General features: G+C 61.1%; 19 protein-coding genes. 5 read left to right on the top strand and 14 right to left on the bottom strand.

Annotated elements, in window-relative coordinates; all coding sequences use genetic code 11:
• Positions 1-3 precede the first annotated feature (3 nt).
• Complete coding sequence (locus HRU82_13710; protein QOJ35936.1) at positions 4-909, bottom strand: Gfo/Idh/MocA family oxidoreductase; 906 nt, start codon at positions 907-909, stop codon at positions 4-6.
• A gap of 262 nt (positions 910-1,171) precedes the next feature.
• Between HRU82_13710 and HRU82_13705 the strand changes: the two genes are divergently transcribed.
• From HRU82_13705 to HRU82_13695, 3 genes are all read left to right on the top strand, one after another.
• The gene (locus HRU82_13705) at positions 1,172-5,410 is read left to right on the top strand and encodes a hypothetical protein (protein QOJ35935.1); all 4,239 of its coding nucleotides are present in this window, start codon (positions 1,172-1,174) and stop codon (positions 5,408-5,410) included.
• A gap of 13 nt (positions 5,411-5,423) precedes the next feature.
• On the top strand, positions 5,424-6,047 hold the full coding sequence (locus tag HRU82_13700; protein QOJ35934.1) for an ABC transporter substrate-binding protein: 624 nt from the start codon (positions 5,424-5,426) through the stop codon (positions 6,045-6,047).
• A 78-nt stretch (positions 6,048-6,125) separates the two neighbouring features.
• Entirely contained in the window at positions 6,126-7,127 is a 1,002-nt protein-coding gene (locus HRU82_13695) for a hypothetical protein (GenBank protein QOJ35933.1), read from the top strand.
• Positions 7,128-7,145: 18 nt separating this feature from the next.
• On the opposite strand, the gene HRU82_13690 is transcribed toward HRU82_13695, so the two are convergent.
• The 11 genes from HRU82_13690 to HRU82_13640 all read right to left on the bottom strand — a co-directional run bounded on the left by HRU82_13690 (position 7,146) and on the right by HRU82_13640 (position 15,429).
• The gene (locus HRU82_13690; GenBank protein QOJ35932.1) at positions 7,146-7,748 is read right to left on the bottom strand and encodes a Fic family protein; all 603 of its coding nucleotides are present in this window, start codon (positions 7,746-7,748) and stop codon (positions 7,146-7,148) included.
• A 298-nt stretch (positions 7,749-8,046) separates the two neighbouring features.
• On the bottom strand, positions 8,047-8,469 hold the full coding sequence (locus HRU82_13685) for a hypothetical protein (GenBank protein ID QOJ35931.1): 423 nt from the start codon (positions 8,467-8,469) through the stop codon (positions 8,047-8,049).
• 18 nt (positions 8,470-8,487) lie between these two features.
• Positions 8,488-8,994 (bottom strand): hypothetical protein, encoded by a 507-nt coding sequence (locus HRU82_13680; protein ID QOJ35930.1) that lies wholly within the window; start codon positions 8,992-8,994, stop codon positions 8,488-8,490.
• Positions 8,995-9,079: 85 nt separating this feature from the next.
• Positions 9,080-9,565: a hypothetical protein gene (locus HRU82_13675; protein ID QOJ35929.1), complete on the bottom strand. Its 486-nt coding sequence runs from the start codon at positions 9,563-9,565 to the stop codon at positions 9,080-9,082.
• Between the two features lie 23 nt (positions 9,566-9,588).
• A complete protein-coding gene (locus HRU82_13670; GenBank protein ID QOJ35928.1) occupies positions 9,589-10,041 on the bottom strand; it encodes a hypothetical protein in 453 nt (150 codons plus the stop codon).
• Between the two features lie 35 nt (positions 10,042-10,076).
• Complete coding sequence (locus tag HRU82_13665; GenBank protein QOJ35927.1) at positions 10,077-10,574, bottom strand: hypothetical protein; 498 nt, start codon at positions 10,572-10,574, stop codon at positions 10,077-10,079.
• A 354-nt stretch (positions 10,575-10,928) separates the two neighbouring features.
• A complete protein-coding gene (locus tag HRU82_13660) occupies positions 10,929-11,621 on the bottom strand; it encodes a PAS and helix-turn-helix domain-containing protein (GenBank protein ID QOJ35926.1) in 693 nt (230 codons plus the stop codon).
• Between the two features lie 57 nt (positions 11,622-11,678).
• Entirely contained in the window at positions 11,679-12,560 is an 882-nt protein-coding gene (locus HRU82_13655; protein ID QOJ35925.1) for a universal stress protein, read from the bottom strand.
• 760 nt (positions 12,561-13,320) lie between these two features.
• On the bottom strand, positions 13,321-14,139 hold the full coding sequence (locus tag HRU82_13650) for a hypothetical protein (protein ID QOJ35924.1): 819 nt from the start codon (positions 14,137-14,139) through the stop codon (positions 13,321-13,323).
• Between the two features lie 20 nt (positions 14,140-14,159).
• On the bottom strand, positions 14,160-14,834 hold the full coding sequence (locus HRU82_13645) for a hypothetical protein (protein ID QOJ35923.1): 675 nt from the start codon (positions 14,832-14,834) through the stop codon (positions 14,160-14,162).
• A gap of 139 nt (positions 14,835-14,973) precedes the next feature.
• On the bottom strand, positions 14,974-15,429 hold the full coding sequence (locus tag HRU82_13640; protein ID QOJ35922.1) for a hypothetical protein: 456 nt from the start codon (positions 15,427-15,429) through the stop codon (positions 14,974-14,976).
• A gap of 421 nt (positions 15,430-15,850) precedes the next feature.
• On the opposite strand from HRU82_13640, the gene HRU82_13635 reads away from it, so the two are divergent.
• Positions 15,851-16,309, top strand: a complete 459-nt coding sequence (locus HRU82_13635) for a hypothetical protein (GenBank protein ID QOJ35921.1) — start codon at positions 15,851-15,853, stop codon at positions 16,307-16,309.
• A gap of 86 nt (positions 16,310-16,395) precedes the next feature.
• Positions 16,396-16,935 (top strand): hypothetical protein, encoded by a 540-nt coding sequence (locus HRU82_13630; GenBank protein QOJ35920.1) that lies wholly within the window; start codon positions 16,396-16,398, stop codon positions 16,933-16,935.
• Positions 16,936-16,963: 28 nt separating this feature from the next.
• Here the strand turns inward: HRU82_13630 and HRU82_13625 are convergent, their stop codons facing one another.
• Entirely contained in the window at positions 16,964-18,301 is a 1,338-nt protein-coding gene (locus HRU82_13625) for an NADP-dependent malic enzyme (GenBank protein ID QOJ35919.1), read from the bottom strand.
• A gap of 29 nt (positions 18,302-18,330) precedes the next feature.
• Entirely contained in the window at positions 18,331-20,061 is a 1,731-nt protein-coding gene (gene polX, locus HRU82_13620) for a DNA polymerase/3'-5' exonuclease PolX (protein QOJ35918.1), read from the bottom strand.
• Positions 20,062-20,339: the final 278 nt, after the last annotated feature.

The following is a 20,339-nucleotide window of genomic DNA, read 5'->3' as shown; positions in this document are numbered from 1 at the left end:
ACTCTACAACCATGCTCGGACCGCCTGGTCCGCCTGGGTCCCCCACAGGTCGCGGACCGGCAGGTCGAGCAGCGTGTAGGCGCCAGGCCTCAGCCCCGGCAAGGCGCGGGCGGCGGCCAACATCATCCAGGCCGTCGTCCAGACCTCATCAAAACGTGCTTCGAATAACAGCCGCTGGTGCGCCACGGACCCTGGCGCGCTGCGCCGTTCCAGCACAAGCCCGCGGCCCTGCTCGAGTGCCGCCACACTTTCGACTGGAAACACAACGGTGTCGTCTCCCAAGAATAGAGGATCGGCACGGATCGCGGCCGCCACGCGATCCCCATCCACCCCTGGTTCCAGTTCGACGTACACATACCGCTGCCGCCGCCCGCTCGAAGTCCGATGCTCAGTGCAGAGCGCGGCTTTCACTCCGACTACTTGCCGTACCATCGCGGTGTGGTGCAGGCTGTCGGCAATTCGGTGGGTCTCCTCAATGCCCCCCTGCGGCACCAGCAACGCAAACAGGGAGCGCAAGATGGACAGTCCGCCAGGATCCCAGCCGGCCCCGACGATGGCGGGCACTTCATGGTGCAGCGCTAAACGGTGGATCGTCTCGCGATAGGCACAAAAGGCTTCTCCATGCAGGACCGATGATTCGATGACGGGGATGCCATGCTGCAAACAGTCGCGTGCCGCCCCCGCCACCTGCGCGGCAGGCACACAGAGCAATGCTCCCTCTGCGCGAGGCAAGGCAGCCATGTGCGTGACGACCGGCACCTTTCGGAATGCCTCGGCAAGGGGAAGGGTCAGACTCTCACTGCGCCGTACGATCCCTGCCAGCGACAGATCCTTGCTGTGGAGTAACGTCTCGGCGCAGGCCTTTCCAACCTTTCCAAACCCCACGATACCTAGGCGAATCGGGTCCAAGCCCCCCTCCCTTGATGGTTCGTGTGAGCAATCGTAATGCCTGCGGCGTTCCCCCTTGATGATCGGATGAAGGCCCGGTTGCTTGGGTGCCCCTGTGCCCTTTCGCGCCAGAGTTACTGAAGAGCTTGTGGCGGATTTCCTCACCTTGGTTTGTCGTCCACATGTACGACGGTCATGGCTCTGACGGTACGCGACTTGCTGATCACCGTGATGGACGATCACACGACCAGCACGGCCCCTCCGCCAGGGAACGGAGATCCGCATGGCCTTTATTGGCATCAACATCGGCGCCATCACGGTCAAGGTCGCCGCGCTCAGAGGCGAAGCACGGTCTGCGGCGATTCTCCCCCATCAAGGCCGCCCGCTTGAGGTGTTGCAGGAGATCCTGTCTCGCCCGGAATTCGCCGACGCCGAGTACTTCGGCGTGTCCGGGCAGTTGGGGCATGTGCCGGAAGCCGCGGCCATCCAGCGCGCGCTCCGGGAAATTCCCGGCCCTTTCGACGCGGTGGCCTCACTGGGCGGCGAATCCTTTCTGGTCTATCTGCTGACCGACGCGCGCATCACCAACGTCCTCTCGCACAACAAATGCGCCGCAGGAAGCGGCGAATTCTTCGTGCAACAGATCGGCCGGATGGGGTTGGGGATGGACGAGGCGATTGCGCTCTCCCACAGCGGCAAGGTCGTACCGCTGGCCTCGCGCTGTTCCGTCCACTGCAAATCGGACATCACGCATAAACTCAACCGCAACGAAGCGACGCCCCAGGATATTCTCCATACACTCCACGATAGCATGTCCAACAAGGTCATTGCCCTGCTGGAGAAAGGGGCCCGCGCCCCGAAGCGCGTGCTGTTGATCGGCGGGGTCACGCACAATTCCGCCATGGTGGCCGCCCTGCGGGCGAAAGTACCGCAGACCGACTGGGTGGTCCTGCCGGAGAGTCCCTGGTTCGAGGCCTGGGGCACGGCCCTGCTCACCAGAGACGCTCCGCAGGAGCGGAGCCCGAAGATCGCTTCTCAACCGGTACTGGGCCACCTCCCACCGCTCCATCTCTATGGAGACCGGGTACAGGTCATCGCCCCGCCCCCCATGCAGGCACCGCCCGACGGCCCTCTCATCCTGGGAATCGACGCCGGCTCCACCACCACCAAGGCCGTGCTGCTCGATCCGGCGACGCAGGCCCTGGTAGCCTCGCATTACGGCCGCACGAAGGGGAACCCCGTGGGTGCCACGCGCGAGTGCCTCGACGCCCTTCTCAGTCACGTGGGCAATCGCCCTATCGAGATCATCGGCACCACCGGATCGGCCCGTGAATTGGCCGGCGCGTATTTGGGGACGGAGCACGTCTACAATGAGATTTCCGCCCATGCCGCGGGCGCCACCCATTTTGATCCCGACGTCGATACGATCTTCGAGATCGGAGGCCAGGATTCGAAATACATCTACCTGCGCAACGGGGTCCCGATCGACTACGCTATGAACAATGCCTGTTCGGCTGGCACAGGCTCCTTCCTCGAAGAAAGCGCCCACAGCGATTTGGGTCTCTCCGTCTCCGCCATCGCCGACCAGGCGCTGATTGCCCCCTCCCCCGTGCACTTCAAGGCTACCTGCGCCGCCTTCATCAACTCCGACATCCGTCTCGCGCAACAACAGGGCCACCCTCGCGACAACATCATCGCAGGGTTAGTCTATGCGATCGCAGCCAACTATCTGAATCGTGTCAAGGGCCCGCGCTATGTAGGCAAAAAAGTCTTCCTGCAAGGCGGCGTCGCGTTGAACCGAGCCGTCGGCCATGCCTTTGCGCACAGCGTCGGCCGCCCGGTCGTCATCCCGCCCAACCCGGAACTCCTCGGCGCGTTCGGCGTAGGGCTGCTGGCGTACAAACGAGCCGGCAAGAGCACACGTCGCTTCACGGATCTGCTGACCCTCTGCGGACCGGAGATGCGGCTGGTGGGACGTTTTACTTGCGGCGCGTGCAAAATGTATTGCAGCATCGACCGGTTTGAAGTCGCCGGGCGACGGTTCCCCTTCGGAGGGCGTTGCAGCCTCTATGAAAATGTCTGGAAACGGAAGGCGCGCACCGCCGTCGCGACTGACCTCGTCGAGCAACGGGCCCAGGTGATCTTCCAAGTCCCACCGACGCCACCCGCCGCGACGCCACAACAGGATCGAGCGGAACGCGCCCATTGGGGCGTGGGCCCGGCCTATGAGAGTGCCAAAGCGTTCGTACGCGAATCGCTGGGGCACCCCGTCACCTCCGCGACCGCGGACAGGCGCATTGGGATTCCCCGGGCCCTGACGACCCATTCGCTCTTTCCGCTCTATGCCACGTTCTTCCGTCGCCTCGGGATGGACGTCGTGCTGTCCGACGTGGACCCGCGCGGCGACCTCACCTCCTACTCCGGCTTCTGTTTTCCCGCTCAAATCGCCCACGGAGCGGTACTGGACCTGTCCCGGCGCGGGATCGGGCTCATCTTCATTCCGCAGGTCATGCGCATGCCCGCAAACGGCGGCTGTCGGGATTCCTATCTCTGCCCGATTACCCAGGCCGAACCCTATTTCCTGTCCAAGGCCTTTCCCGAGAGTCGCCTACTCTCACCCGTCTTGGACTTCACCCGCGGGTACGAGTCCTGCGGAACTCTCGTGGAGATCGCGGTACGGGAGTTGGGCGTAGAGCGCGAAACGGCCGCACAGGCTTGGAGCGAGGCCGTGCAGGCCCAGACCGCCGCCGAACAGAGGCTGAGCGATATGGGCCATCGCGCGTTGGAACGGGCCATTGCCTCGGGCACACCGGCCATTCTCCTCGCGGGCCATAGTTACAACGCCTTTACCCCGGAAGCGTCTCAGTCGGTCGGCAAGAAACTCTCCAGCATGGGCATCCCGGTCATTCCCGCCGACTGCCTGACCGCGCGCGGCGCAGGCCCCACCTCCTGGCACTTCGCCAACCAGATCCTCAATGCCGTCGAGGTGGCCAAGCAGCACCCGAATCTCTTCCTGCTCAGCGTGAGCAATTTCAGCTGCACCATCGACGCCTTCACGCACGCGACCTTGGCCTCCGAACTGGGATCCAAACCCTATCTCATTTTGGAGATCGACGCGCATACCGCCGACGCCGGCGTCCAGACGAGGCTGGAGGCATTTCTCGACATCATCGACAACTACCGGGAGGCCCACGGTCGCCTGAGCAACGCCTTTACGGCCTGCCGCCTCGCTGCTGACGGGGTAGTCATCCGCTCGAACGGGGCCACCCTGCCCCTGACCGATCCTCGCGTCATCTTGTATTTCCCCAACTTTTCGCCCTACCACACCCACGCGGTCGCCATGGCGGCGCGTTGGCTCGGCCTCCATCCGGGGTTGGTATTGCCGCTCGACCGAGCGCAGCTCGACCGCGGCTTGCAATACACCTCCGGCCGCGAGTGCCTGCCGCTTCCGATTTGTATTGGGCAGTTGCTGCAGGTGCAGGACCAACGCCGACCGGACGAGGTGGCCGGTTTTTATATGCTGCGCGGCGGCGCCCCCTGCGTCAGCGACGCCTACATCGGCTATTTAGAGCGATTCATCAGCGAGCAGCAGCTGCCGGACCTGTTCCTCTTCGACCCCCGTGAAGCGAATGGCTATCTCGGCTTCGACAAGGATCGGCTGACCAAATCGTTTGCGCCGGCCATCGTCGTCGGCGATGTGCTGGTGGAACTGGATCATGTGTTGCGCGTCGTCGGCGAACCGAGCGTGAGCACTCGGCTCGGCGCGGAGTGGCAGGCATTCACTGACCGCATCGCCTCGTGGGATGAATTCAACGAGGCGCTGCCTTCGTTCGTCGACCGTATCGCGGCCCTGCCCCGAACCAAAGCCCCGCGCACCTGCCCACGCGTCGTCGTCGCCGGTGATTTCTTCACCCGCTTCAGCTCGTTCTTCATGGATGGGGTGCGCGACCTCTACGCCGACCGCGGGATCATCCTCAAGCCGGTCGACCTGAGCGACCTGTTCCTCTACCTCTCCTATGATGAGCTGGCTTGGACAGCGGATGCCTGGGGGGTGAAGCCGGGAGGCCTGGCCATGGCGAAGGCCTGCAGCAAGATTCTTGAGCCCGAGGGGCAACTGTACCTGCGGCAGTGGGCCGGGCACCAACTTCTGCAAGGCATTGAGGACCACTACCGTGGCCTCTTCGAGAAAACAGGCCTCCTGGTCTCCGGCCCCAATGAAGCCGCCGCCATCTTCGACAAGGGCGCGGCGCATGTGTCGCACACGATTTGGGGAGAATTGCTTCCGACCATCGGCAAGGGACTGGATGCCGCCCGCGAAGGGTATGATGGGCTCATCCTCATCGGCCCGTTCAATTGCCTGCCCTACCGCATCTCGGAAGCGATTCTCAAGCCGCTCAGCCTGCGACAAGGTATGCCGATCCTGACCTATGAGAGCGACGGTTACGCGGTTGCGCCATCGGTGCTCAGGCAGGTCGACGTGCATATTCAACAGGTGCTCGACCACGCCGGCATGAACCGCTGAAGGGACCTCGCCAATGACGACGGTGCGAACAGTCCTCATCTGCTTCATTGCCTGCTTCCTGTTGCCGACTGCCGCACACAGCGAACCAGCCGAAACCCCCACCGCTGTCGTTCGCGCGACACTCGATGCCGTGTTCCGTATTCTGGAGGACCAGACGCTGAAGCAGCCGCCGCAGGCCAAACAGCGACGCCACCTGCTCGAGCAAGTCATCGCGGAACGATTCGATTATGAAGAGATGTCGAAGCGGACCCTTGCGGTTCACTGGAAGCCGTTGTCCCCGCCCGAGCGGCAGGAGTTCGTCGCGCTCTTCAAGACCTTCCTCTCGGACCGGTATGCGTCCAAGATCGAGGGCTATGCGGGGGAACGGGTTGTCTACCTGTCGGAACGCACCGCCGATGGTTATGCCGAGGTCCGCACGAGGTTAGTCTCCGACAAGCTCGACGTCCCGATGGACTACCGCCTGACGAACAAAGGCGGCAAGTGGTTCGCGTATGACGTGATCGTCGATGGGGTGAGCCTGGTGATGAACTATCGCAGCCAATTCACCGCGATCATCGCGGATGCGTCCTATCAAGAACTGGTGCGGCGGCTGCGGGAGCGCACCAAGGAAGACCTCGCCAAACCCACCACACGATAAACTCCCTTTCTCACCAGCGGACGGAGTAGCATAGATCGGGCCAAGCCCCGGCTCAACTGACAAGGGTACCCGATCGGCATGACCATCCTCGCACGGTGTCATCATCTAAGCAGCCTGCTGCTCGGCCTGTTTCTCATCCTCATCTGCGGCACTGGCGTCGCCGGAAGCGAGCCGGCCGGCGACGTTCCCCAAACCATGCCCTGGTTTACGGGGACGCTCCTCTCCACGAGGGGCACCAGTTTGGGCAAAGGCCACGCGGTGGTGGAGCCCTATGTGTACTACACGAGGTACGGCGGCCTGTACAACGACAACTGGCGGCTCCAATCGGCCACCACCTCCCAGAGCCTCATCCAACAGACCTACTTCATCTACGGCCTCACCGACTCTCTCGATATCGAAATCGCGCCTCAATGGATCGGCAACCACGCACGAGGGGATTCTTCCGGCGGCTTCGGCGACTTTCCGCTCCAACTGGGTATCCAAGCCTGGCGCAGTCCCTCGCAATCCTGGGTGCCCGATGTCCGGCTGTGGGTGCAAGAGATTTTTCCCACCGGCCGCTATTCCGACCTGAGTCCGGCGACGGCGGACCTGGAACGGACCGGAGGCGGCGTCTACGCGACCACATTCGGCATTGCCCTTCAAAAGGCGATCCCCTTCGGCGGAGCGCATGTGTTGCGCTACCGGCTGAACGCCACCTACGGCATCTATTCATCGGTCGATGTGCAGGGGTTTAACGCCTACGGCGGAGGCTTCGGCACAGCCGGCCGGGTCACGCCCGGATCGGTCTCCACCGTCACGGTCGCCGGTGAGTACAGCCTGACCCGTCACCTGGTGCTGGCCCTCGACATCGGATTCCAAGCCGTGAACGCCACGCATTTTTCCGGCATTCCCGGCCTCGATGCCCATGGCCAGTCGGCGTTGGTGGGACGGGGCTCGAGCAACCTGGTCACTATCGCACCGGCCTTGGAATACAGTTGGAACCAGCATATCGGTGTGCTGACCGGGCCCTGGATGAGCGTGAGGGGGCAAAACACGTCCGAGTTCTTCGGGATCGTGGCGGCCTTGTATCTTTTCTTATGATCCCGGGAACTCACCGGGTTAAATTGCGGCCGCGAGCCGGGCGATCCACTGGTGCTGGAGGGGCAGGAGGTCGCCCGCATCCCCGGCACGCAGGGCTTCGAGATAGGCACGACGCCCCTCAGGATCGATCGGCGCCGTTTCGACCGGCGGCAGAGTGAGTTTGTATAAGAGTGCCGCAAGGACCATCCGGCCGATACGGCCGTTGAAATCCTTGAAGGGATGGATCCACTGGAAGCGCCAGTCCACCCAGGCCAGCAATGCGGCAATGTGGGTGAGGTCGTCCTCCCGGACATGCCGCAGCCGCTCGGTTAGATCGTCGCAGAAGGACCGCACCAGCATCGGTACTTGATAAAAAGCAGGGGGCTCCAAGGCGCCCACCTTCACGTCGGTTGTCTGGAATCGTCCCGCCCAATCGGGAAAGAGATCTCCGGCCAACTCACGGTGCCTCTCGCACAACCATTCCGGCGTCACGACGATGTCCTGAGCGGGGGTTTGCAAGATCCGGTCGAGAATCCGCGCCAGCGCGACGGCAAGCCGTTCCGAGAGCTCCGGATAGGTCAAGTGCCCTTGCGTCGTCTCGAATGAGCGGGTGGTTCCTAGGTGTCCGGGTTCTTCGGCCATGGGCCAGATTGCTCCAAGAGGGTTTTGAGGCGAGAGACGGTCACGGGCTCACCCTCGAAGGTCATGGATTGGGAGACGCGCTCCAATATGACCTCGCGATGGGCGTCAAGGACCGTACTGGGTGTTCTATGGGCGGCCCGCCAGCGGCGAAACCTCGCGTCCAGTGCTTCGCGATCTCCAGCCTCTCCGCCATCTGCCGACATGGTGCCCCTTCTTGCATGGAGCCACAACCCGCACACCCCCCTTCCAATCGAGACCGATCCTGCGAGTGAGCGGCCTGTGCTCGCCTATGGCAGTCTCACGCCGGTGGCGCACCAGCCTGATGCCCGCTGAGCCGGTGGAGATGCCGGGAGACATCGTGGTAGCGCGCCGGCGTCACGAGGTAACAATAGTCGAACAGCCGCTCGGCCACCTCGGCGGAAATCCCCTCTTCACGCGCCTGGAGCATGTCCATGAATCGATTCATGGCTCGGTACACCGCCTCGTTCTCACCGCTCATCAAGTTGGCTCGTACCGTGGTCAATTGCGCGAGGTAGGGGGTGAACCTGCCTCCCCGGAAGGCTTCCTTCGCCTGCTCGGCGAGCACCGCTTGCACCAGAGAATCAAGCCAGTCATCTCCGGCCGCAGAGGCCACGCTCGATCCGCCCGGCGCAGCACAGATGACGCTCGCCAGGAACAGGACGATTCCCGCCATCCACCTGATGTCTTCAATAATTCGCATGGTAGCCCTCACCCACCCCTATTCCTCCCAGAAAAACTTGTCCCACTCCACATGCTTCTCCCACCATTGTCGATGACGCCTGACATCGTGCAAGGCCGGCGGAGTCACCACATAACAGTAGTCCCACAGCGCGTCGGCCGCCCGCCCGCTGATTCCCCCTTCTCGCGCCTCCAGCATGTCCATGAAGCGATTCATCGTCACGAAGGCCCCGCTCCATTCGCCACGCTCATAGAGACTCCGCACCAGCACGATCTGACCGACATAGGCATCGTATGATCCGGCCTCGCCCCGAGTCCCGGCCAAGCTCTGTTGGACAACGACAAAGGCCGTCAATTGATCCACCCAGCCCGCTGAGTCGACAGACCTGGGAGCATCGGTACCGCCCCCCCCTGCGGCCTCACGCCGTTGCTCCACCAGCCCATTCGCACTCGTATCCGCCACTCGGCCCGCCCACGGGAGCAGTACCGAAACGAGCAGCCACGGGAACAGGGCGACCACCGTTCCAGATGTGACAAGGCGTGTCATGGTTCACCCCCTGGTATTCGGTCTCTGCGCCATCATCCAAGGATGCATGCGCGGCAGTCGGCACCATCGACTGCGCCTCCGGCGGCTACGGCACCACCCGAATCATACTTCGCAACGCATCCTCGGTCCCATGCAAGGGGCAGAAAAACGGACAGTTCTGCGAGCCCGACGCATCGGCTTCCGGCTCGCGGAACAACTGCTCGGTGCTGATCCGAACCTGCACGGTCTCTCCCGGGGCCACATAGACCCGCAACGGTTTGACGGCCGGGACGTCGATCCCCTCCGTCACCTGTTCGAACAAATCCGGAGCTTCGAAGACATGGGTGCGGGGAGTCGGGTTCTCCAGGATGAAGATCAATCCTCCCTCAAGATCCGTGCTCTTGTGAATGACAACCTCGCGCGGAAACCAGGCCGCCGCGCCCCCCTCCACATCTTGAATCACAAAACGAAACGTTCCGGCAGCCCCCCTCGCAGGCGTCGCAGCGGTACCCACGATCACCAGGAACAGCCCTATCGCCGATAGCCAGAACCGGCTGCAACGTCTCTGCGTGCCCTTCACGTCCTGCCTCATCCTGCCTCCCGCCTCACAGGCGCCTACGGGATCACGCGGATCGTCCCGCCCACGTGGGCATCTCCTTGATGCAGCGGGCAAAAAAACGGAAACTCTTCGACCTCCGCATCCGTACGCCCGAGAAACTGCGTCGTGCTGATCTGCACGCGGACCGTATCTTCTGATGTCACATTGACGCGCAACGGCTTCCTGGCAACGGCCCCGCCGGCGGTCGTCACTTCCTCGAACAGGCCGTAGGCCGCAAAGGCATGGGTTCGATCCGTCGGGTTTTCCAATACGAACACCAGACCGTCCACCAGTTCCGTGCTGCGGTGCAGCACCACCTCCTCCGGCACCCAGAGGGCCCGCTTTTCCCCCACCTCTTGGACTGCAAAATGAAGTTCCGCAGCCCCGGCCGAACTCCCCAGGCTCAGGGTTCCGACCAGGGCTGCGGTCGCCACGCCGTTCATCAGCAGGGCTGACCCCATGCGTCTCATGGGTGAAACCTCTCGATTGCAGGCGAACGTGACGTTCAGCCGCCGCCGATTTCGCCCCTGGTTTCGATGACATACAACTCCCCCTTCACCTCGGGATGAATGTCACACCAGAGCGCGTGCCGCATGCTCTCGGCAATGCCGGTCGCAGGATCGAACTTCGACGGAGCCGTGGAGAAGTGCAGGGTCATCGTCTTTCCCGGATCGACGTGATAGGATTTGAAATTCCTTCCCGCAACCTCGATCCCGCCTTCCATCCGCACAGAAATGTCCTTGAACAGTTTCGAGGCAAACCCGTGCGTGACAGTATCCTGATTACGCACCACGACCGTCGTGTCATGCGACGGCATCGTGAGCCCCACGGTTTCATATCCGTGTTGCCGATCCTTGATGGTGATCTCCACCTTTGACGGCGGAGCCCCCATGCCCGGCGCCTGACCCAGCGCGCGGTCCGCGCCCATCGCTGACCACCCCGTCATGGCCGCGAACGACACGGACACCGCAAGTAATCGTACTGTGTGTCCTCTGATTCTCATGATTGCCCTCCTTTGTTCGATGCGCGAATGTCTGATCCCTCGCCCATCCTAGTGGCGGGGGACATTGTGATACTTCGCCGGCGTCACGGTGTAGCAATAGTCGAACAATCGGTCCGCGCTCTCGCCCGAAATCCCATATACACCTGTTCCACATCGCTCACTCCGTTTCTCGTTCTCATCGGATCGTCGACCGATCCGGGCGATTGTGGAATGGTCGTCATAGGAACAGCATAGGCAGGCATGACCGCCGGGACAATGAGACGTTTGCATCATTTTGACGCTAAATCAGTTGCATCATGCGACAGGCACGCCACGCGTCTCGCTCAGGCCGCGCGCGTTGGCTCTCCCTTATCGCTAGGCGGGGGACGGACCGGGGGGGAATGCAAGGGCAAGGGCTTGTAAACGGGTGTGAGCGCCCAGCTTCTCAAAAATGTGTTGGATGTGGTTTCGGACGGTCACCATGCTGATAAACAGCGCATCCGCAATCTCTTTTGTCGTGCTCCCGGCCGCCATCAACCGCAGCACATCCTGCTCCCGTTTCGTCAACGGCGACGTGCCTCGACCGACCGGCAGGTTTGCGGAGGCCTGCGGCGTCGGTCGCGCCGGCGCCGGCATCGAACCCGCATGGCCCGTGGCCGAGAGCATACCGTGGAGATCTTCCGCCAACTGCAACACTTTCATCTGCCGGCTGATGTCGCGAAACAGATGCAGCCTCATGAATCGACCGGCCTTCCGGGTCGGCACGGGGATGGAGCTGATATTGACCCACACGACCCGACCGGACTTCGCACGGGTTTGCATATCGTAGTTTCGCACGCCGGTCCCTGCGGCAAGGCGTTTCCCGATTTCGCATGCCGGTGAACACAATTCGCTCCCGCCTAGCGTTCGGCCGCATAAAACGTCTCGGCAAGGACGCCCCACCACTTCGTCGGCACGAAACCCCAGCAACCGCTCGGCGGCCCTGTTCCACATCCTCACCATACCGGTCTCATCCACCAGCATGGCACCGTCGGCGATGCGCGCCACCATCTCCGTGATCTGCACCATGATCACGACCTCTGTGGAGAATCTGCCGCTCCATGGGAGTTGCGCACGTCCCCTCTGCTACGGCTTCACGATCAGGACTGGACAGGGCGCCAACTGCGCTACCGTCTGGGACACGCTCCCGAGCGCAGTCGCCTTCATCCCGGTCAGGCCGCGTGAGCCGACCACCAACAGATCCACCGCATCACGCCGAGCGGCACGGACGATGGCCTCGGCCGGATGCCCGGCGATCACTCTGGCGCGCACCACCATCGCTGCCTGCCGCAGCAGGCATTCGCATTCGGCCAGGGCTTTACGCGCCTCGGCTCGCCGCCGACGCAGAAACGCCGCTTCCATCTTGCGGCTCTCCTCGGGCTGAAACCGTTCGAGGACCGCCTTCTCCGCGCCGAGCGGACGGACGACGCTCACGATCATCGTCTCACGTACACCCGGCAATTCCGCCACCACGCGGGCGGCGCGCCGCGCATCTTCCGAGCCGTCCGTGGCCAACATGATTCGCAACCCATCGCCCGGCTGCGCCTTGCCGGGCACCAGCATCAAGCTGCAGGGGGCATAGGAGAGGAGCCGTTGAGCGACCCCACCTATCGTGAAACCCGGCGATCGGTAGAGCCCCTGCATGCCGGAGACGACCAAGTCCGGCCGACGTTCCTGTATGACTTGCAGAATCTCCCGGCTCGGAACACCCTCCCGCAAAATGACCTCGACGTCCGCAAAAGACTCTTCCAGGAGTCGGCGCACACGCTGCAGCAAAGCCTCCACCATCGCTCCCTGTTGTTGCAGCAGCAGCTGCTGCCCGGTGAGGCCGATGGTCTCAGGCACATCCAATGGGGCAAGCACATGCACCACCGTGACGGCCGTCTGCTTGGAATGTGGGAACGCTCGCATCCACCCTATGATCCGCTCGGAAAACTCCGATTCATCCAGCGCCACCAACCATCGCATCGTCACTCCCCCGCGACTCGCCCTCAACCGGCACGGCAGCATACATCCTCCGTTTCTGATACAGCATAGGACATGCCACGCACAAACCGCTGCGACCGCTGAATTTCCATTTGACTTCTGTCCTAAATTGCCACAGCAACGACGCAGGCCACTGGGGCGCGAGCCCCCATTGATTTCTCCCGAAACAGCGTTATTTAATAAATGAGCGGAGGCTTCGGTGAGAGGAACACTGAAGGATACCGAGGTCAAACGCAGAGGTGGTGAGCAGGCCCGCAGGTGCGAAGCGGGAAGCCTGAAACCTCTCCAAGATCTCCACTGTTGATGTCGAGCTCTCTGGACCTGCCTCCGCTCTGCTTTTTTGTTTTTTCGCCTCTATCACTCGCGGCAACCCGTTCAAGAGAAATCGCGCACGCACCGACCAAAAGAGCGTCATCGATGGAGGCAGCGACTCCTGCACGTTGTGAGATGGCTCAGGCAGCCCTTCACGGGCATAGACCAGCTGACCAGGCGCATCATGGGCTGCGGCCCAAATCTTCACTTCATAGGTCACCTCGCTGAGGCTTCCTTCTGGTTCAGGAAGCGAAAAAGCCTGCCAGCGTAGTGATGGTTGTAACTCTGTCACTGTGGAACAATCTGTCCTGAGGGACGGGGGATGGTACGGTTTCAATCCCGAAATACGGCCGTCTCCTCGACGCAATCAACCAAGATCACAAGACTCAGACAGCACCACATCGCTCGCTTGGGCCGATTCCGACTAGGGCTATATCTTGCCTGGGGAAATTCGTCGCTCCTGCGCAGGGAGATTCGCAACATCAGAAGGCCAGAGATGGGTACTATATCGAACTTGGCACCATCCGACTTGCGCTGAAAATACGAGATATCGCCTGCAACACCCACGACTGAACTGATGGGCCGCTGTATGTTTTCTGCCCGTGCCTATTACGCCTTCTTTCCTAGAAGCGGCTGATCTCAGGGCATCGACAATCTCGGGATCGCGGGAAAAGGCTCGCACAAATTCGTGCAATGCCCCATTCAACACGCTCTCAAAAGCTGAATCACCGGCAAACTGCCGACTCTCTCGATACGATCCATTAATCGGCTTCGAAACCAATTGCCTCTTATCAGAGCCGACCAGTACGACAATATCCGCTTCAAGACTTCCCTTCATCTCAACGTCGAAGGCATGAATCGCCATGTCACTCCAGTATCTCTTCAGCGTCACTCTGACTATTGCGTCCGAATTACCGCCTTCGGTGTCCACAATCTTATGGCCATTGTTCAATAACTCGGCTGTCAGCGCTTCCCGAACAATCGTCGGCGGGTCGTTGTCCGACAAGACCTTTCTTAATACGGACCCAAAGTTATTCTTTTGGTCCCCGAGCCAATTTACGACATACAAGTCTCGCTCATCCTCGACCTCAACGGAAATCATGCTCGAGGGAACGGTACTCATAGGACTTCTCGTTCCCGGTTCGGGAGTATAAAGGGGACGCACATGTCCGCTTGGAAAAGCGCATCCTGAAAGAGCAGTGAAAAGGGCCATGACAAGGATCGCGCAGAGACGCCACAGATTGTTCATAGGAACCCTCCTTCCGTCATTCATGGAAAAGCGATTTCATTCGCGATCCGTCCTGCAAGAACCTTAGTGGCGCGCTTGAGTTCCACTCCGAGCAACTCTCGATCGTTCCTAAAATCAGCTAACGGACGACACGGACCATGTGTAAATAGTTCGTCACGTTCCCATACCGTCACATTGTCCGACAGCAGAACGAGCTTTGCGTGGATGTCAAATGCCACTTGTACATTTTCCACCCCCAAACATAGACGCAGCCCCCATTCCTCAATCGTTTCTGTGAACAGCGCATCAAAACCTCGTTCTTTCAATTCATCCCTGGTCCGAACGATCTCGGACATCGAGAACAGCTTTGTAGATAAGAAGTTCTCCTGAAATGCCATAGAACTATCTTTGATCACATCAAACCCCTGCACAAAGGGCGTCAGCTCCTCCTCATATGAGGCATCTTTAGATGCCTTGTAACCTGCTTCGACGCCCGCACCGACCAATCCGAACAGCAGAGCGCCCGTATTCGTCATCTTATCCCGCGCAATGCGGACGGAAAATGGGCCCCCTGACTCGACCAAGATGCCTGCCTTTTTGATCGTGGAGCGTTCGGCCGAGGTGAGCGCGGCCTTTGTGCCGGTCGTGGGAACACAGGACATACTTGTCGCCATTACGACAAGGACAGCGACGGCACACTTCGATCCGACAGTCATAACTCTTGACCTCGCCCTCTGAATAGCCCTGTTGATTCCATGGCTCGCATTCCGGCGGATACGATTTGCCGGAACCAGGATGCTTCGGATGCCGGCAATACCCACTACGCTCCTCCCGATTCGAGTTGAAACGTCATGGTCAACCGGAAGTGCCGTTTTGCCGCCTATGAATTTTTTCCAATGGCTTTATTTCACGGCCGAGTACCTGCATGGAAATCAACCGTTCATTGCTGTCGAAACGTGCCCGTGCAGTGATCTTGTCGCCTCGGACTGCATATTCCATCGGGGTCGCGACAATTTCCCACAGTGCTATGGTGAATAAATCGGCCAATAGATGAAACGTCCCGCGAACAGCTTTCCACGCCGGGTCCGACCCCTCATAGAACTGATAGACATCTTCTCTCCCTCCATCAGGAGTCTTATCGCTAGCGGTCGGGGGCCCAAGCTTGGCCATAACATAATTACGCGATGTTCCTTCTGCCCGAAACTCATCCACATCGATCTGGGGAGGCTGGGTATACGCCATGTAGACCCCGCAGCCTCCGCTACATAGTGCGATACCCGCCACTAGAGCGCACATGACGATACTTCTCATCACCAGCCTCCTTGTTATGCTGTGCGATAGGTCCTGTGTCTCGCCACGCCGGTATCGCAACAGCAGCATGGAATAGTACGTACGGTGTCTTTACTTGAGGCTTCTGCAATAGGGAGACCATTGCCATGGATCGCTCAACGATCAGCCATTGAAATGCGATTGTGAATGGACTTACATCCCCCTGTAGCGATTCTCCCCTACAAACCACTAAGTAGAAGGGTCAATTGTCCTCAACGGCTGGCGCGCTCGACCTACTCCCAGGCGAACCATTTCGCACAAGAGCCGACTATTCGATTTTTTGCCTCAGGCGCAAAGCCATGACCATGGCTGGCCCGCGGCATGCACGGAGCTATGAAGGGTATAGCGCTTACGATCTGCGGAAGGATCGCAGGAGGATAAAGACCGGCATCAGGGGAAAACTATGGTGCGGGAACTTACGATTCTCGCAGGATTGATCCTGCTCGTGCTTGGCAACGGCTGTGCGAGCGAGAAAAGACCGGGAGACTTTTTTCATGAGGACCAGACCGGTCAGTATTACGCGACCAAGACCGGGAGAGTGCTCCACGTAGATCCCAACGGCACAGTCTATGACATTACGTGCGTGGAGGCGACGGTCGCCGGTTCACCTGTGCTTCCGCCAAGGCCCTTGACCGGAGAATACTCTCACTGTCCGCAAGGATGGCTGGTGCGCCTAGGCCAAGTCCCCAAATTGGACGGAGAGTGGGACATGAGGGGATACAATGTCGCAGCCGAGACCGGAACCTGCGAACCGCTTCTCAGCCTCTCGAAACGAGGCCGATTCTCCTGTTGGAACAGGATGTGGGAAGTCCCCGTTCTCATCCTTGCCGGTGCGTTCGGATTGTTCGCCTTGGCCTTATGAGGTATGCCGATTTGATGCAACACAGATATTCGATGGGAAGAATCGGGCTTTTTCTCTGTCTTTCCGTCACGACACTCAATGGTTGCGTGATCACCTACGACTTCCCTAAGCCGGACCACTCACTACAATCTCTCGCGCCTGGGCTCCAGTATTACCATGTCGGCAATTACCAGGGATCGCCCCCTATCATCGACCCCACCTATTATATGTCCGCTCCAAGGACCTCGACGTATGCGTCGCTGGAACGGATCATTATCGATCACGGCGTGTCTTCCATCATGGGCGACAATCCTCCAAGCAGCGGTCCTTACTTTACAGCCACCATCTTTCCCACTCTGCCGTCTTTTTGGGCGCAGTATTTCTGGGCGCTATCGCTCGTCTCCGGCTTTTTCCTCCCTGGCTTCAGCGGGACGGGAGGCTATCTGGTCACGTATGATCTCTATGTCGACGGGGCATTTCAGAAGACCTACCATTACGAAATCGGACGGAACGGTATGACATGGGTTCCCCTCCTTCCCTTCATGTGGGTCAACCTCCTGACGGCGAGCGAAGAGGATGCCTTTCGCGCGACGACGACCCAGTTCCTTCTCGACGCCGGACGCGATCAACATTGGGAATCGTCCTGAAAGAGTAGCGGTCTCGCATCTCTTGCTCTCAAGGTGCCGGCGGCGCGACGATCAATCCCTCTCTCAGCAACACCTTCATCGCCTCATGCGCAGAACGAATCTTCGATTCCGCTAGAATATGGATCTGGTCGCGAGTGCGTTCCACCTGCGCCAACCCCTGCTCCTGTGCTTTAGTGGCCGTGGCCACCGCCAACCGCATCGGCACGTGCCATTCCTCCATCGTCGGCAGAATACTCTCCTCGTGGATGCCGCGTTCCCTAGCGCACAACGCGAGTTCATGCGCAGCCGCCATCGCCATCTCGTCGGTGATGGTGCGCGCCCGCACGTCGAGCACCCCGCGAAAGATGCCGGGAAACACCAGCGAATTGTTGACCTGGTTCGGGAAATCGCTGCGTCCGGTCGCCACGATTCGCGCCCCGGCTTCCTTGGCTTCCCAAGGCCAGATCTCCGGAACCGGGTTTGCGCAGGCAAAGACGACGGCGTCTCGCGCCATTCCTCTGACCCACTCCGGCTTGATGATGCCGCCGGCGGAAAAGGCGACGCAGATGTCAGCCCCTCGCAGGGCCTCGGCAATGCCCCCCTTCAACCTGTCCGGATTGCTATGGAGACAGACGCGCCATTGTTCCGCAAAGGCCGGGTCACACTCATACTCCCGCCGATGGGTGCCGAGGATACCGCCCAGGTCGCAGGCGACGATGCGGGCGGGATCGGCCCCGGATGCCGTGAGGAACCGATAGACCGGGACGTTCGCCGCCCCCATCCCGATCATGGCGATCCGCACACGACCGAGCTCCTTGCCCACGACCTGCAGCGCGTTCATCAGGCCGGCCAGCAGCACCGTGCCGGTTCCCTGCTGGTCATCGTGCCATACCGGAATGGAACACCTGGCCTGCAGTTCACGCAGCACGTGAAAACATTTGGGCATCGCGATGTCTTCGAGGTTGATCGCCCCGAACGAAGGAGCCAGGAGCAACACCGTCCGGATCACCTCGTTCGGATCCTTGGTCTTCAGGCAAATCGGCACCGCATCCACCCCGCCCAGATACTTGAAGAGCAAGGCCTTGCCCTCCATCACGGGGAGCGCCGCCTCCGGCCCGATATCGCCCAATCCCAAGACGCGCGTCCCGTCCGAGACGACAGCGATCGTGTTGCCGCGGTTGGTATAGTCAAACACGCGGTCGGGATCGGCCTGGATGGCCTTGCAGGGCGCCGCCACGCCAGGCGTGTACCACAGCGCAAAATCGTCCAAACTGCGGACCGCGCACTTCGGCATGCTCTGCATCTTGCCCTTGTAATGGGCATGCAGCCGGAGCGCCTCCTCCGCGGGCTTCAACGCCTTGGCTAACAGATCCGCCTTGCTGGTCATCGTGTCCTACCTCCCATGACCGGGCCGGTTTATGTGCCCCTCATCCGATCCAAGAGTCGGCGAAGCTCAGGGTAGGATCGGCTGTTGACCACATCCGCCTTTTCGAGCCATCCGCGGCGGGCCTGGCCGATCCCATAACGCACGTTGTCGAGATCCAACGTACTGTGCGCATCGGTACTGACCGCCAACAATACCCCCGCCTCTTTGGCCATGCGGCAATGGACATCGCTCAAATCCAGCCGCTCCGGGTGGGCGTTGACTTCGAGAACGCAAGGACGCTCGCGCGCCTGCCGGATGAGGCGCGCCATGTCTACCTCATAAGGCTGACGCTGCCCGATGAGCCGGCCGGTGGGATGCGCGAGGATCGTGAAGTAGGGGCGGTCCATGGCCCGCAAGATCCGGTCCGTCTGTTTTGCCGAAGACAGGTTGAAGTGACTATGGACCGCGCCGACGACCACATCCAGCCGTCCCAGCACCCCGTCCGGCAGATCGAGTGACCCATCCTCCAGAATGTCGACCTCGATGCCCTTCAACACCGTGATGCCGGAGAGGGTCGCGTTCAGGCGATCGATCTCATCCACCTGCTTGAGCAGCCGCTTGGGATCGAATCCCTTGGCCATCGCGAGGCGACGGGAATGATCCGTGATCGCCACGTACTGCCACCCTCGGCGTTTGGCCGCCTCGACCATCTCCACCAAGCTGTTCCGGCCGTCGGTCGCGTTCGTATGGGCATGGAGGTCGCCCTTCAGGTCATCCTGCTGCAGGAGCTGCGGCAGCCGGTTCGCCCTCGCCGCCTCGATCTCCCCGCGCCCCTCCCGCAGTTCCGGCGGAATCCAAGGCAAGCCCACCGCCTGATAGACCGACTCCTCCGTCTCCCCCGCCACGCGTGAGTCGCCGCGAAAGACACCGTATTCGTTGATCTTGAGTTCGCGCTGCTGGGCCAATTGCCGTAGGGCCACATTGTGGTCCTTGTTACCGGTGAAATAGAGCAGGGCCGCGCCGTAACTCTCCTGCGGCACGACGCGCAGATCCACTTGCAGCCGGTTTCGCAACCGCACACTGGCCTTGGTGTCCCCCTTCGCCGACACGCTGTCGACCCCGGGATAGGCCACGAAGCGATCGATCACCTGTCGGCCGAGGCGGGCGGTCACCAGAAGATCCAGATCGCCGATCGTGTCTTTTCCTCGCCGATAACTGCCTGCCGCTGCCGCTCGCTCTACTCCGGGCACCTGCCGCAAGTACTCCACCAAGGCTTCCGCATAGGGGACAGCATCGGCCAAGCGCATGCGCCGCTCCTCGCCCGTGCGCGCAGTCAACGCTTCCCGAATGCGCCGCTGCGTGATCGCACCGAAACCGGGCAGGGCTTGGATCCGCCCTTCTCGCGCCGCCTGCTCTAGGTCCGCCAGGGTACGGACCTTCAGGGCCTGAGACAGGGTCTGCACGCGCTTGGGCCCCAGGCCGGGAATATGCAGCAACTCCGTCAACGTGGCCGGCACCTTCTTGCGCTCTTGTTCCAGCACGGCGGTCGTGCCGGTCGCCACGATGTCCTTGATCTTGCCCGCCAGGTCTTCGCCGATCCCGGGCAAGGCCGTGAGGTCCTCGCCCTTGGCCACCATCTCCGCCACGTCATGGGTGAGGTCGCGAAGGGTCCTGGCGGCAAACCGATAGGCCCTGACCCGGAAGGGGTTGGCGCCTTCGATTTCCAGCAAGGCGGCGATCTCCTCAAGCAGGGCCGCGACGTCAGCATTATGGATCCGCATGGGCCCGATCGCCCTCCTCCGTTATCGGCACCCCCGTTACCTAGCAATCAGCAGGCCTGCCGGCTCACCCGAGTGACGTAGCGGATGGCAAGAGAGGCCTGGTTCGAGCACCGGTGCCACTCGCCCGATCGTCGCCTTCTTCCCCAACAGCCCTACCGCCCCTGTCGCAGAACGCCTCGGTTTTTGGCGTAGGCCCCTGCCAGGCTCATCAATTCACCGCCCACGACGCCCGATCAAATCCCATGGCCATCGGTCCGCTGCGATTTCTCGACCGCCTG

It is taken from the genome of Nitrospira sp. (assembly GCA_015709715.1).
Classification (GTDB): Bacteria; Nitrospirota; Nitrospiria; order Nitrospirales; family Nitrospiraceae; genus Nitrospira_A.
The sequence above is the reverse complement of the archived record's forward strand: the minus strand, read 5'-3'. Positions and strand labels throughout refer to the sequence as shown.